The organism is Edaphocola flava, from assembly GCF_004118155.1.
Taxonomy (GTDB): Bacteria; Bacteroidota; Bacteroidia; order Chitinophagales; family Chitinophagaceae; genus Edaphocola; species Edaphocola flava.
On sequence record NZ_SAIQ01000003.1, the window covers coordinates 208,550 to 223,669 of the forward strand.

The window sequence follows — 15,120 nt, forward strand, 5'->3', positions numbered from 1 at the left end:
ATTATCCTACAGCAATTCAACCCCAAACCTCGAACTACATCTCAGCTGTTTCTATAAGCCCCCTGCCTACTGTTTTCGATTTTACTGTTTCATTATGATATTAAACTCACCTTTTGTTGTATTATTGTATGGTATGAAGTCTGTATTCTTTTCCTTATTCCTGCTATGCAGCACTACGGTGTTGTATGCGCAGAAGCCTGCGCTGAAGTCTGCTGTGGTGACTACTGGTGTTTCTGCGCTGATTGAATCTAATGAGCTTTGGGTGTATATACACGAGGAGCCTGAAGATGCTTTTGTGGTGGTAGATTCTTTCAAAGCTGATGCGGAGCTGGTAAAACTGCTGCGACAAGGTCGTGTACCTAAGAAACCGATTGATACGGTTACGCTGCAGGTCAAACAGAAATATCCTAAGGCGGAAGGGATTATTATCCGGGAGCGCAAGCTGGAAGGTGATGAGCAGGTGATGGTATTTATGTTTAAATAAGCTACTTAACATAATATAAGAGGTTCTCCATTTAGCAACATTTTAAATTCATTTCCTGGTCTGATTGCTGCCTTTTGCTTTTATTGTCATTAAATGAGGAGATTTCTCGACGTCGCTACGCTGTGCTCGAAATGACGAGAAGCATAAAGACTGTTGTGCGTGAAAAAGATAGTTTCGTAACGCGATTTCTAATACCCTTTGAGCGATCTGTACGGTATGGATCGCTTTCTTGTTTTCATCACAGCGATAGGCATTTTGGAGTGGAGATGCGATCGTTGAGCATTGAAAGTATCAACCGTTAAGCTCAGACGATCAAAGCACGCAACGGTACAAAATGGCGGTGCATTGCAATCGCCTTGATGAAAACAAAGGCATTTTTGGTCCTTTTGTTGCCGGACAAAAGGACGGACATTGAGATTTCTCAGCCCCGGCTACGCTGTGCTCGAAATGACGAGAAGCATAAAGTCTGTTTCTAATACCCTTTGAGCGATCTGTACTGTACGGATCGCTTTCTTGTTTTAATCACGGCGATAGTACCCTTCAAGTACCTCAGGGTATGATATCGGATACAAAAAAATATGCCACAGGAACGTTTTACGGCTCTGCAGCATATTTTTTTCGAGGCAATATTTTATTGATTATGCCAGTTTCTGTGGCGGCTCCATAATGGTGCCACATTCGGTGCAGGTACGTTTTGCTTCGTCTGCATAAAAGGCATTCATCACCGGCGGTAACTGCGTTACGATATCGGCTACCGGCAGAAATTCTTCGTATAATTTATGAGAACAGTTCTCACAATACCAGGCAAAAGAATCGAGCATAGTATCGGGGCGAACGCGTTCGATCACCAGGCCTACTGTATTGGGTCCGCGCTGCGGTGAGTGTGGTACACGTGCCGGCAACAGGAACATATCCCCTTCCTTGATTTCAATAGGTACGATCTTTCCGTCTTCAATGATGCGCACCACTACATCGCCTTCCAGCTGATAAAACAGCTCTTCTGTTTCGTTGTAGTGAAAGTCTTTACGGCTGTTGGGGCCGCCTACGACCATTACGATAAAATCATCTACTTGCTTGTACACTTGCTGATTACCTACCGGTGGTTTCAGCAGGTGACGGTGTTCATCGATCCATTTGTTCAGGTTAAAGGGACGCTGTATAGCCATAATATCTTTAGGTATGCTTTATGAATATTGAATGCTTAAAGGTAATGCTTTTTTTATATTTCCGTTTATCCTTTACGGAAAATCCATTTGCCCACTTCCTTAAAGGTTACTTTCTTACCATACATCAGGATACCGGTACGGTAGATCTTTCCGGCCATTGCGGTAGTACCGATGAAACCCAGTACCAGACAGGCTGCGGAGGTGAGCAACTGCCAGGTCGGTACACCAAACGGTATACGCGCCATCATCACAATCGGTGAAGTCAGCGGGAAGATACTGCCAAATACGGCCATACCACTGTTCGGATCTTTGATCACTGCAGTCATCAGGATAAAACTGAAGATAATCGGTAACGTAATGATGGTGGTAAACTGCTGTGCATCCTGCTGATCTTCGTTTACCAGGCTACCCACTGCTGCAAACAATGCTGCGTACAGGAAGTATCCGCCCAAAAAATAAAAGATAAACCAGCCTGCAATGCTGAACCAGTTGATGCCACCCAGTGTGGTACTGATCATCTGCATCATTTCTGCCTTACCACTGCCCTGTGCAGCCTGCGCGATCTGTGTAGCCTGCTGTGCATCAATCTTTCCGGTCATCATAGATCCGAATCCGATAAAGATTACGCCCAGGAATACAACCCAGATCAATACCTGTGTGAGTCCGACCAGGGCTACGCCTACGATCTTACCCATCATGAGCTGAAATGGTTTTACAGAGCTGATGATGATCTCTGCAATGCGATTGGTTTTTTCTTCCATCACACTGCGCATCACACTCATGCCGTAAAGTAGCATGAAGAAATATAACAGGAATCCGGATACGGTAGAGATACCACTGGCAATAGCAGAGTTAGATTTTTTCTCCTCCTGCCCTACTTTGTTTTCAAATGTAAGTGTGGAGCGGCTTGCGGCCTCGTACTGTTGTTGATTGATGCCCGCACTTTGCAGGCGTTCGTTACGCAACTGATCATTCATCTGATCAGACAGTTCGTTTTCTACTTCGATACCGAGTTGCTCGTTACTGAAAATATTTACCGTCTGTTTCTGTTGGATGTCGAATGCTGGTACATATACCAGGGCATCGAACTCCCCTGCTTTTAATTGGTTCTTCAGGGAATCGAGCGGACTAAGGCTGAATTCGAAAGCAATATTCTTGGTTGATTTTATTTTATTGACGAAGTGATGGCTGTCATCAACAATCTTAACGGTTTTTGCGCTGGAGCTCTTTACGGTCAGGTAAGTAGTCAGTGCACTGAAACCGATGAATAATAAGGGTAATAATAAGGTGGTAATGATAAAAGAGCGTTTCTTGACACGGGTCAGGTATTCGCGTTTTATAATGATTCCTGTTTTCATTGGAAGTATTGTTTAAAGGGAAACTTAATTGCTGTCAAAAGGACGTGCAGTTGGTGTATTACCAACCAGGCGTATAAAGATCTCGTTCAGTGAAGGCAGGTGCTCCTGAAATGCCAGGATATTGTTCTGCTGCTGGATATAGTGCAGTAACACATCATTGGCCGAACGCTCTGCCGGTAACTGAAAACGCAAGGTATTGTCTTTTCGCTCCAGCACGGTAATATCTGCAGGTACCGTCTGTGCGGGTTGAGACAGGTGCAGGTTGAAGATATGTTCTTTATAATCCTGTTTTATCTGGTATACACTACCGTCGAGCAGTTTGTGTCCGAGGTTGATGAGTACAATCTTGTCGCAGATCTCTTCTACCTGCTCCATACGGTGGGTACTGAAGATAATGGTGCTGCCTTCCTTGGCCAGGCGGAAGATCTCATTTTTGATCACCTCTGCATTAACCGGATCCAGTCCGCTGAAGGGTTCGTCCAGGATCAGGAGTTTGGGCTCATGTATTACCGTAGCGACAAACTGCAGTTTCTGGCTCATGCCTTTACTCAGGTCTTCTACCTTTTTGTTCCACCAGCTGCCCATCTCCAGGCGCTCGATCCAGTAACGGGCACGTTTTATGGCTTCATCCTTATTCAGGCCTTTAAGCTGTGCCAGGTAGAGGATGTGCTCCCCCACTTTCATCTTTTTATATAAGCCACGCTCCTCGGGCATATAGCCGATCATGGCGGTATTTTTCAATCCTTCAAACGGCTGTCCGTCCAGGGTGATGGAGCCGGAATCCGGGTAAAAGATACCGGTGATCATGCGCAGCAGGGTGCTCTTCCCTGCCCCGTTCGGTCCCAGCAATCCGAAGATGCTGCCCCGTTCAATATCAAAACTAATGTCGTCTACAGCCTTATGTGCAGCGTACGATTTGCTCAGGTTACGAACAGAAAGTAAAATGTTGTTGTCTTGCATTATGCGTAAATCCTTAGTGTACAGAATAAATCTTATTGCGCGATGGCAATCACTCAAAGATAGCGGAGAATTTTTAAACAGAGATGGCAATGAAAATATATCCCCTCATATTTCACCCTTTTTGGATTTACATTGATTGGCGGTATTCCGTGCATAACAAGGCCCTGCCTATAAGACAGGGCCTTGAATATGGTGAGGTTGTTTATCGCAGCAGCGTTACATCTCCCTTAAATGTTTTGGTAGAGCCATCCAGGAATACGATCGTGACGAGGTAGCAATACACATCCTGGCTCTGAAGCTGGCCTTTGAAAGTACCATCCCAGCCAATATTGACATGTGCCGTAGAAAAGAGTAACTGTCCCCAGCGGTTCACAATTCTGAAATCGGTCAGCTGGTAACCATCGTCTATAGCAAGGACCGGCATGAAGACATCATTAACCCCATCTCCGTTAGGCGTAAAGGCATTAGGCATCATAACCTCAGGACGGTATGGCCTTACGGTAAAGCTTACTTTAGCCGTATCGGTACAGCCCTCCTCACTGGTGCCGGAAATTACTACCGTCATGCCCGTCGTTGCTTTAAAGCTCTGGGAGAGACTTTGCTGATCGGCAAAGGCACTGGCTGGGGTCCATGAATATACCGAATATGGTTGTCCGTCTGCACTGTGGGTACTGATCGTCACCTCCTGTCCTTCATAAGGATTGTCCAGATTGATGCTGGCCTGCAGATCAAAATGTACGATACGGATATTGATATCCCGGATCATACTGTCGCAACCATGCGATGTCTTGAAGGTATCTTTTACCAATGCATTCTGGGTATAGGTCACTCCATTGTACACAAAGTTGGCACAGCTGGTAGTATCAATAATCTGGGTGATATGGTATTCTGGATAAACCGTCAGTTGCGTAGTACGGTATAAGCTATCGCACCCATATATGGTATGCAGGGTATCCTGTACGGTTGCATTGGTTGTATAAGTAACACCCTTAAAAGTAATACTACCACAGCTGGTCAGTGCCTGGCTGGTAGTTACCGGGTTTACCGATACGACATTCAGGTTAAGGGTAACAATACTGTCACAACCATTGGCATTGACCAGTGTATCCTTTGCGGTATTATTCGGAGTGGTATATACTATGCCGTTAAAGGTATAGCTGTTACCCGCACAGATTGTGGCCTGCTGTATGCCATAAGTTTTAGCATGTACTGCCAGGTTCAGGGTGATGATACTATCGCAGGCATTGGCATTCGGTATGGTGTCTTTGACCCCGCTTACAGATGCAGTATAGGTGATGCCGTTAAATGTGTAGCTATTCCCTTCACAGATATACACATTCCGGTTGCCGGTAAGGTATGGCTTGATGACAATAGTCATCGTTGTGGTGGCAGCACATTGTCCTGCAGTCGGTGTGAAAGTGTACGTTGTCGTAGCCGTGTTGTTGATAACCGGGCTCCAGGTACCGCTGATGCTGTTATTTGAAGTAGTTGGTAATGCAGCCAGTGGCGTATTGATACATACCGGTGGTATCTGGGTAAATGCCGGAATAGTTGGCGGATTCACCACAATAGTCATCGTCGTAGTGGTGGCGCATACGCCGGCTACGGGCGTAAACGTATAGGTAGTGGTTACGGTATTATTAATAGCTGGTGTCCATGTGCCGCTGATCCCATTATTAGAAATCGTGGGCAATGCATTCAGAACAGCTCCGGCACAGATGGGTGCCACCGGTGTAAATGTGGGTGTCGTATTCGGATTCACCGTAATAGTCATAGTTGTGCTGTTAGCACACTGACCGGCATTGGGCGTAAAGGTATAGGTAGTGGTAGCAGTATTGTTCAAAGCCGGACTCCAGGTGCCGCTGATCCCATTGGTGGAGCTAAGGGGCAATGCTGCAAGGGCTGCTCCGGAACAGATTGGTCCGACTTGTGTAAACACCGGTGTCAGAATAGGATTCACGACTATTGTCATGGTGGCTGGTATCGCACACTGTCCGACAGTTGGGGTAAATGTATAGGTTGTCGTTGCGGTATTATTCAATGCGGGCGCCCATGTGCCATTGATTCCGTTTGTTGAGGTTACCGGCAATGCATTCAATGTAGCTCCGGAACAGATCGGTGCCACCTGTGTAAATGCAGGTAGTATATTGTTGTTGATCTGTATCGTCATCGTCGCTGTAGTAGCGCATTGTCCCGCTGTTGGGGTAAATGTATAGGTAGTGGTTACCGTATTGTTCAATGCCGGGCTCCAGGTGCCGGTATACCCGTTCAGCGAGGTAGTCGGTAAGGGTGCTAAAGTCGCACCCACACATACCGGCAGTACCTGGGTAAAGGTTGGGGTGATATTCGGATTGACGGTTACCGTCATTGTGGTGCTGGTCGCACATAAACCAGCATTCGGTGTAAAGGTATAGGTAGTGGTGGTGGCGTTATTCCAGGCTGGTGCCCAGGTACCACTGATCCCGTTGGTGGAGGTATTGACTAATGGTGATGCTGCCGTTCCGGCACATACAGGTGCCACTTGTGTGAAGGTGGGCGTGACATTCGGGTTGACGGTAATGGTCATACTTGCGGTTGTAGCGCATAGTCCTGCCGTTGGGGTAAAGGTATACGTTGTGGTCGCTGTATTATTCAATGCCGGACTCCAGGTACCGGTATATCCGTTCAATGAGGTAGTGGGTAATGCACTTAATGTGCCTCCGGCACAGATGGGTGCTACCTGTGTAAAGGTTGGCGTTATATTAGGGTTTACCGTAACAGTCATGCTCGCTGTTGTCGCACATAATCCTGCCGTTGGGGTAAAGGTATAGGTTGTGGTGGCCGTATTGTTTAATGCCGGACTCCAGGTACCGGTAATGTTATTAGTGGACGTAGTCGGCAGAGCCGCCAGTGTACCTCCCGAACAAATGGGCGCGACTTGTGTAAATGTTGGTGTTACATTCGGGTTCACCGTAACAGTCATGCTTGCTGTTGTAGCGCAGGAGCCTGCACTTGGGGTAAAAGTATAGGTGGTGGTTGCCGTATTATTCAAAGCCGGACTCCAGGTACCGCTAATATTGTTAGTAGCAGTTGTCGGCAATGCTGCAAGAGCACCTCCGCTACAGATCGGTGCCACCTGTGTAAATGCCGGTGTGACGGCCTGCTGGATATTCAGGTTGATGACAAAATTGGTATCACATATATTGGCTCCGGTTACATTGATCGTATCATAATTAGACTGTGTTGTAGTTCCGGCAGGAATTGTAAGCCCATTCCATGTTACAGGTAGCTGATTGCTGCAATAGGAAAGCGTAATGGGTACATACGGATTCAGGTAATTTATATTCAGTGTATCATACAAGGTAGTGACTGTTGTGGAGTTACAACCTATAGTACCGGTGTACTTGGCTATGTAATAATCCGTTGCTGTATCGGTGGTAATGGACACACAGTTTGTGTTAGCATATGGTGTAGTACTATTGCCTTTATACCAGGTATAACTACCCCCTGCATTGAAGAACAGTATTGGTGCATAGCTTATACTGCTGGTGGTATAGGTGCTACCCGATGGGGTGAATCGTTGTGCTTCGGGTACGGTAACCGTCCATGCGGCACTGGTTGGTCCTCTGCCGGCAATAAATACCCCCGATGCACTAGTCATTCCCCTTACTCCCTGCACGCCTTTGCCTACAGCGGTAGTACTGGGCCAGCTGGTACAATTTTGTTTTTTATTGATGTGCATTTCAATCACATTGCTGGTCTCGTATAAGATCAATTGATTGATCGTCTCCATACTGGTACACTGGTAATACCCTACCCGACAGAACTCAACCACAAAGCGCCTGTTCGGGGCTTTGCCCGTTGTCATATACCGGATTGTACTGACCGGGTATGTAGCCACATTCAGGTCCTGGAATGGGAACATGATTACATTATTCAGTTCTCCTGCTGTCTCTGCGCTGGCATATACATAGTCGCTGTGCTGACCGGCAAGTGCTGTATTGAAAGAGATGAAGTTATTGTCTGAAATAACGCACTGACTATAGTTTTGCCCGTAAAAACTGAAAGGGAAACCTATATTAATCACTGTAGAAAATTCATCATCAAAACTGATATTGGATAAGGTGCTGGAAGGGGTTGCCGCACAAACATTAAATGTGGTGGCCTTACATACAGTCGTATCACTGATCGTAATATCCATCTGGGCATGGACGGTAAAGCTGCATATGAATAGCAGTATCCAGAATATACCATAGCAGCGTTTTGTCATATATGGAAGGGTATTTTTACACTTTTATACTCTATAAAGATATTATAATATGTTAAAAAAGAAACATTTTTGAGGTGTATAAACGCGTTGTGCAGGTTAAAAAATGTTAACTGACCATACGCATGTGGTCAACTATTTTATTGGTCCTTTTGTCGGGCAAAAAAAGGACCAGAATGCCTTTGTTTTCATCAAGGCGATTGCTAAGGCACTGCCATTTTGTACCGTTGCCGTGCATTGATCGTCTGAGCTTAACGTGTGGCGCGCTCGCATCTCCAACCAAAAATGGCTATCGCTGTGATGAAAACAATAAGCGATCTGTATAGTACAGATCGCTCGAAAGGCCTTATACATCCGGCATTCATAAAATCATTGGCTCGGTCGTAAATGTTAATTCAAAGGGCCCCGTTCTCACAGGGCCCATTGAATTTTTAAAGATTAATTTATCTGAGCAGTGTTACATCTCCTTTATAGAATTTCTTCGTACCGTCCATCAGTACAATAGTTACTGCATAGAAGTATACATCCTGGCTTTGCAGCGCTCCTTTAAAGGTACCGTCCCAGCCTATGTTGACATGTGACGTAGAGAACAGCAACTGGCCCCAGCGGTTGAATATTCTGAAGTCTGTTAACTGGTATCCTCTGTCAATACTCAGCACCGGCATGAACACATCGTTTTGTCCATCGCCGTTTGGTGTAAAGGCATTCGGGATCATAATCTCCGGCTGGTAAGGTCTTACTTTAAAGTCCACCACAGCTGTATCTCTACAACCTCCAGGTCCTACCCCGGTAATGATTACATGCTGTCCGGTTGTGGCTGTAAAGGTTTGCGACAATGCAGTCTGATCGCTAAAGAAGGAGAATGGTGTCCAGGAAATAACCGCATATGGCATGTTGCCTGAAGTCTGAATATGTACTTCTTCACCTTCATAAGGATCTTCTGGTGTTACGGTCGCCTGTAATTCAAAATTGACGATCTGTATATTAATGTTATTGATCACGCTATCGCAGCCATGTATGGTATATAAGGTATCTTTTATGGTAACACTTTCTGTGTAAGTAACCCCATCATATACCAGTTTACCACAGGCTATAGTATCGATCGTTTGTCCGTAGTGGTATTCCGGATACACCGTAATGTTTGTGGTGCGATACAGGCTGTCACAACCCAATTGGGTATGTAAGGTGTCATGCACCACTGCATTGTTGTTATAAGGTTGTCCGTTGAAATATACAGTACCACATCCTGTCAGATTATAAGTAGCGCTGATCGGGTTAACCGGTACTACCGTTAAGTTCAGCGTAACAATACTGTCACAGCCATGACTGTTGACCAGTGTATCTTTCGCTGTGCTGTTGGATGTAGTGTAGTTCACCCCATTGAATACATAAGTATTGCCCTGGCAGATGGTCGCCGTTTGGGTACCATATGTTTTCGGATATACATTCAGGTTCAGGGTGATGATACTGTCACAGGTATTCTGATTAGGAATAGTATCCTTAACGCCATTTACAGAAGCAGTATAAACAAGACCGTTAAAGGTATAACTACCGCCTTCGCACATAGATACATTGCGGGTGCCTGTCAGGTATGGATTAATGACAATAGTCATGGTAGTACTGCCAGAACACTGTCCGTTGCTAACAGGAGTAAAGGTGTAGGTTGTAGTAGCCATATTGTTTATGGCCGGAGACCATGTTCCGGTTACTCCGTTAGTAGATGTGGTAGCTAAGGGACTGATTGGCGTTCCTGCACAAACCGGGCCAACTGGCGTAAATACCGGTATTACATTCGGATTTACAGTAATCGTCATGGTTGTCGGTAAGGCACACTGGCCGGCAGCAGGAGTAAACGTATAAGTAGTTGTAGTTGTATTATTGATAGCAGGGCTCCAGCTACCACTGATACCATTGGTCGAAACCGTAGGTAAAGCCGCAAGTGGTGCACCACTACAGATCGGATTTACCTGTACAAAAGCAGGTGTCGCACTTGGAGTGATCGCAATCGTCATTGTGGTACTGATGGCACATTGTCCCACAGCTGGTGTGAACGTATAGGTAGTGGTCGCCATATTATTGATAGCCGGACTCCAGCTACCGTTAATACCATTCAGCGAAGTGGTTGGTAAGGCACTTAAAGAAGTGCCGGCACATACCGGCCCAACTGCTGTAAATGTTGGTGTAACAATTGGATTTACCGTGATGGTCATCGTTGTGGTATTCGCACATTGACCTGCTGTTGGTGTGAACGTATAGGTAGTAGTAGTCGTATTATTCAGTGCAGGTGCCCAGGTACCGCTGATACCATTGGTAGATGTTGTAGGTAAGGCATTTAACGTACCTCCGCTACAGATCGGTGCCACCTGAGTGAATGCCGGTGTCAGGTTAGGGTTCACTGTAATGGTCATCGTTGCAGTGCTGGCACATTGTCCTGCTGTTGGCGTGAACGTATACGTAGTAGTCGCTGTATTGTTCAGTGCCGGTGCCCAGGTACCGCTGATACCATTGGTAGATGTTGTAGGTAAGGCACTCAAGGCACCTCCCGAACAGATTGGGGCTACTTGTGTAAACGCAGGTGCAACATTCGGATTTACCGTAATGGTCATCGTTGTAGTTGTCGCACATTGTCCGGCAGCTGGTGTAAAGGTATAGGTTGTGGTCGCTGTATTGTTCAGTGCTGGTGACCAGGTACCGCTGACGCCGTTGGTAGATGTTGTAGGTAAGGCGCTCAGCGCAGCTCCAGAGCATACTGCCCCAACCGCAGTAAAGGTTGGTGTAACGACCGGATTTACGGTAATGGTCATCGTTGTGGTCGTCGCACACTGTCCTGCGGTTGGCGTAAAGGTATAGGTAGTGGTCGCTGTATTATTCAGCGCAGGTGACCATATACCCGTAATACTATTGTTAGATGTCGTTGGTAAAGGACTTAAAGTCGCTCCTGCACATACAGGTGCTATTGGCGTAAAGGTAGGTGTTGTATTATTATTTACAGCAATCGTCATAGTTGCAGTGCTGGCACATTGACCTGCAGTTGGCGTAAACGTATATGTAGTGGTGGCCGTATTGTTGAGTGCCGGTGCCCATGTACCATTGATACCATTGGTAGATGTTGTAGGCAGAGGGCTCAAGGTTGCTCCGGCACAGATTGAATTGACCTGTGTAAAGGCTGGTATCACCAGAGGATTTACCGTAATAGTCATCGTTGCAGTGCTGGCACATTGACCTGCGGTCGGCGTAAATGTATAAGTAGTGGTTGTGGTATTGTTCAATGCAGGTGACCATGTACCGCTGATACCATTCGTAGACGTAGTAGGTAAGGCTCCCAAAGAAGTACCTGCACATACCGGTCCTACTGCTGTAAACGTTGGGGTAACGATTGGATTTACCGTAATGGTCATGGTTGTAGTATTCGCACATTGACCTGCGGTTGGCGTGAACGTATAGGTTGTGGTCGCTGTATTATTCAGCGCAGGTGCCCATGTACCATTGATACCATTAGTAGATGTCGTTGGTAAAGGACTTAAAGGGGCTCCTGCACAAACAGGTGCTAATGGCGCAAAAGTAGGTGTTGTATTATTATTTACAGCAATGGTCATGGTTGCCGTGGTAGCACATTGTCCTGCCGTTGGTGTAAATGTATATGTAGTGGTCGCTGTATTATTCAGTGCTGGCGCCCAGGTACCATTGATACCATTCGTAGACGTTGTAGGCAAAGGACTCAGGGTTGCTCCGGCGCAGATCGAATTTACCTGGGTAAAGGCCGGTGTAATCAGAGGATTAACCGTAATGGTCATCTGGGCAGGATTGGCACATTGTGTAGTATCCGGGATAAAGGTATAGGTTGTTGTCGCCGTATTGTTTATAGCAGGACTCCAGCTACCGGTAATGCCGTTGTTGGCTGTAGTCGGTAATGGATTTAAAGTGCTGCCTGCACAGATCGGAGCCACTTGTGTAAATACGGGGTTCACAATCGGGTTCACTACGATGGTCATAGTGGTCGTAGTGGCACACTGTCCGGCATTAGGGGTAAACGTATAGGTAGTGGTTACATTGCTGTTGGCTACCGGGCTCCAGGTACCATGTACACCATTCAGAGAGGTCGTTGGTATCGGATTGATCTTGGTACCCAGACACACTGAAGGCTCCTGTGCAAACTGTGGCACCACAACCGGATTTACCGTAATGGTCATGGTTGTAGCAGCAGCACACTGTCCGGCAGTTGGGGTAAAGGTATAGGTCGTTGTAGTGTTATTGTTTATAGCCGGGCTCCAGGTACCGGTAATACCATTGTTGGACGTTGTAGGCAATGCTGCCAGCGGTGCACCCGCACAGATAGCAGGCACCTGCGTAAATAATGGTGTTGCACTGTTTACGACAATTGTCATCGTAGCAGTGGCAGCACATTGTCCCGCTGTTGGAGTAAAGGTGTATGTAGTAGTCGTGTTATTGTTGATCGCCGCAGGACTCCAGGTACCGGTAATCCCATTGTTGGAGGTTGTAGGCAACGGAGCTACGGTAGCCCCCTGGCATATAGGTCCTACCTGTGTAAATGACGGAGTAGTACTGTTTACAACTACCGTAAGGCTTACATTGCCCGTTGCACATTGTCCCGGATTAGCGGTAAAGGTATAGGTAGTGGTTGCAGTATTATTCCAGGTCGGGCTCCAGGTACCAGTGATACCATTGGAAGAAGTTGACTGGAGTGGATTAGGCGCACCGTAACATACCGCAGGAATCGGTGCAAAGGTTGGTGTTACACTGTTTACCGTTACAGTCATAGTGGTATTAACAGCACATTGTCCGGGTTCAGGTATAAAGGTATAGGTAGTGGTAGCCGTATTATTCCAGGCCGGACTCCAGCCACCGTTAATGCCGTTTGTAGAAGTTGGAGGTAGTGGATTAGCTGTGCTGCCATAACAAACCGGTGGAATGGCATTGAAGGTAGGTGTGATTGTATTGGGTAATACCACAATAGTCATTGTTGCGGTATCGGCACACTGTCCCGGATTCGGTGTAAAAGTATAGGTAGTCGTAGCACCACTATTAGGGGCCGGGCTCCAGGTACCGCCAAATCCATTGTTGGATGTTGTGGGTAATGGTCCTAGCACACCTCCTAGACATACAGGAGGTACCTGTGTAAACGTAGGTTCCAGGATTGGCAATACCTGTACGGTCATGGTGGTTGGCACCGCACATTGCCCGGCATCCGGTGTAAAGGTATACGTAGTAGTCGCCTGGCTATTCATAGCCGGACTCCAGCTACCATGTATATTATTAGTAGATGTGGTAGGCAATGCTCCTAATGATCCGCCGATACAAATAGGATCTACCTGGTTAAAGGTAGGTACCGTATTATTATTGATCTGTATATACATAACCGCCGGTAAGGCACAAGGGTGTGATGTAGCGTGGAAAGTATAGGTTCCTGATGTGGTATTACTGATCGGTGAAGGTGTCCAGAAACCTGTTATACCATTGGCAGATGTTGTGGACAATGGTGGTATCGTACTACCAATACAATACGGCGGGTATTGACCAAAAAATGGTTGTATACTAGGTCTTACGGCAATTGTCATTGTCGTTGATGCAGCACAGGTACCAGCATTTGGAGTAAAGGTATAAGTAGTTGTCGCTGTATTATTGATTGCCGGACTCCAGGTACCGTTGATTCCGTTGTTGGAAGTGGTCGGTAATGGATTCATTGTTGCGCCGGAACATATCGTATCTACCTGCGTAAATGTGGGTATAACAGCCGGAGTAATATTCAGGTTTACCGTAAATGTAGTGTCGCAAGTGCCTCCGGTAACCAGTGCGGTACCAAAGTTATTCTGACTGGTAGTACCTGCAGGAATGGTCAAGCCATTCCATGTAACGGGTAGTTGATTGCTGCAATAAGAAAGTGTTTTGGTTGCAGTGATATTATTATGATGTACAAATACGGTATCCTGTGCCGTCATGGTCACATTAGAATTACAGCCGATCGTACCGGTATACACCGCTACATAATAGTTCACAGCCGGATTCGTAGTAATACTCACACAGTTGGTCGTTGCAAATGGCGTACTGCTACCCTGGGCATACCAGGCAAATGTTCCGCCAGGATTAAAGAAGGGTTCCTGATTATAGCCGATATTGCTTACCGTATAGCTCGAACTGCCGGATGGTGTAAAGCGCATGCCTTCTCCGGATGCAGTCCAGGTTGTACTTGCTGGTCCCCTGCCCGCTGCAAATACCGCTGTTGCATTTGAGGTGGCCCGTACTCCCTGTACCCCCTTTCCAACCGAAGTACCGATTGGCCAGGTGGCACATTCCTGTTTCTGTGCAATATGCATCTCAATAGTATTCGTACCCTCGCTCAATACAAGCTGATCGGTAGCTGTAATACCATTACAACTATAATAACCCACATTACAAAATTCAATAATAAACTTCCTGTTTGGTGCACTGCCAATGGTTTTATAACGAATGATGCCATTGCTGTTAGAAGGGTTCAGATCCTGGAAAGGAAACATAATCACATTATCCAGCTGACCTGCACCTAAGGCATCCTGATACTTAAACAGGCTTACCTGTCCTGCCAGACTGGTATTAAAGGAGATAAAATTGTTGTCTGAAATAACCAGTTGCGTAAACGTTTGGCCATAAAATGTAAACGGAAAGCCAATGCTGATCGCTGATGAAAACTTGTCATCCATGTCGATGTTTGGCAATGTGCTGGCCGGTGGTGTCGCGCAAACCGAAAATGTTGTTGTCTTACAAACTGTTGTGTCCGTAACCGTCATGCCTAGTTGTGCCCTGGAAGAAAAACATACCAGACAAAACCATACTAGTAAATGTAGATGCTTTGCCATACCCCTGTAAAATGTAGTTGAAAAAATGTTAAAACCTTAATATGTTAAAGTTCTA

Annotated in this window: 6 protein-coding genes; 1 reads left to right on the top strand and 5 read right to left on the bottom strand. The window is 46.2% G+C overall.

What is annotated here, in order from left to right; all coding sequences use genetic code 11:
- Positions 1-94 precede the first annotated feature (94 nt).
- A complete protein-coding gene (locus tag EMP01_RS10450) occupies positions 95-484 on the top strand; it encodes a hypothetical protein (protein WP_129021465.1) in 390 nt (129 codons plus the stop codon).
- Between the two features lie 638 nt (positions 485-1,122).
- Here the strand turns inward: EMP01_RS10450 and EMP01_RS10455 are convergent.
- The 5 genes from EMP01_RS10455 to EMP01_RS15735 all read right to left on the bottom strand — a co-directional run bounded on the left by EMP01_RS10455 (position 1,123) and on the right by EMP01_RS15735 (position 15,065).
- Positions 1,123-1,650 carry a 3-hydroxyanthranilate 3,4-dioxygenase gene (locus EMP01_RS10455; protein WP_202616051.1) on the bottom strand — a complete coding sequence of 176 codons (528 nt, stop codon included), beginning with the start codon at positions 1,648-1,650 and terminating at the stop codon, positions 1,123-1,125.
- Between the two features lie 65 nt (positions 1,651-1,715).
- Entirely contained in the window at positions 1,716-3,008 is a 1,293-nt protein-coding gene (locus EMP01_RS10460; protein ID WP_129021466.1) for an ABC transporter permease, read from the bottom strand.
- 24 nt (positions 3,009-3,032) lie between these two features.
- Positions 3,033-3,968, bottom strand: a complete 936-nt coding sequence (locus EMP01_RS10465; protein ID WP_129021467.1) for an ABC transporter ATP-binding protein — start codon at positions 3,966-3,968, stop codon at positions 3,033-3,035.
- A 202-nt stretch (positions 3,969-4,170) separates the two neighbouring features.
- A complete protein-coding gene (locus tag EMP01_RS10470) occupies positions 4,171-8,217 on the bottom strand; it encodes a gliding motility-associated C-terminal domain-containing protein (protein WP_129021468.1) in 4,047 nt (1,348 codons plus the stop codon).
- Between the two features lie 440 nt (positions 8,218-8,657).
- Complete coding sequence (locus EMP01_RS15735) at positions 8,658-15,065, bottom strand: gliding motility-associated C-terminal domain-containing protein (RefSeq protein WP_237559519.1); 6,408 nt, start codon at positions 15,063-15,065, stop codon at positions 8,658-8,660.
- Positions 15,066-15,120 lie beyond the last annotated feature (55 nt).

What these genes read in the sequence shown, in the direction of transcription:
- EMP01_RS15735 (WP_237559519.1), bottom strand. Translation starts at nt 15,065, where the DNA reads ATGGCAAAGCATCTACATTTACTAGTATGGTTTTGTCTGGTATGTTTT.
- EMP01_RS10460 (WP_129021466.1), bottom strand. Translation starts at nt 3,008, where the DNA reads ATGAAAACAGGAATCATTATAAAACGCGAATACCTGACCCGTGTCAAG.
- EMP01_RS10470 (WP_129021468.1), bottom strand. Translation starts at nt 8,217, where the DNA reads ATGACAAAACGCTGCTATGGTATATTCTGGATACTGCTATTCATATGC.
- EMP01_RS10450 (WP_129021465.1), top strand. Translation starts at nt 95, where the DNA reads ATGATATTAAACTCACCTTTTGTTGTATTATTGTATGGTATGAAGTCT.
- EMP01_RS10455 (WP_202616051.1), bottom strand. Translation starts at nt 1,650, where the DNA reads ATGGCTATACAGCGTCCCTTTAACCTGAACAAATGGATCGATGAACAC.
- EMP01_RS10465 (WP_129021467.1), bottom strand. Translation starts at nt 3,968, where the DNA reads ATGCAAGACAACAACATTTTACTTTCTGTTCGTAACCTGAGCAAATCG.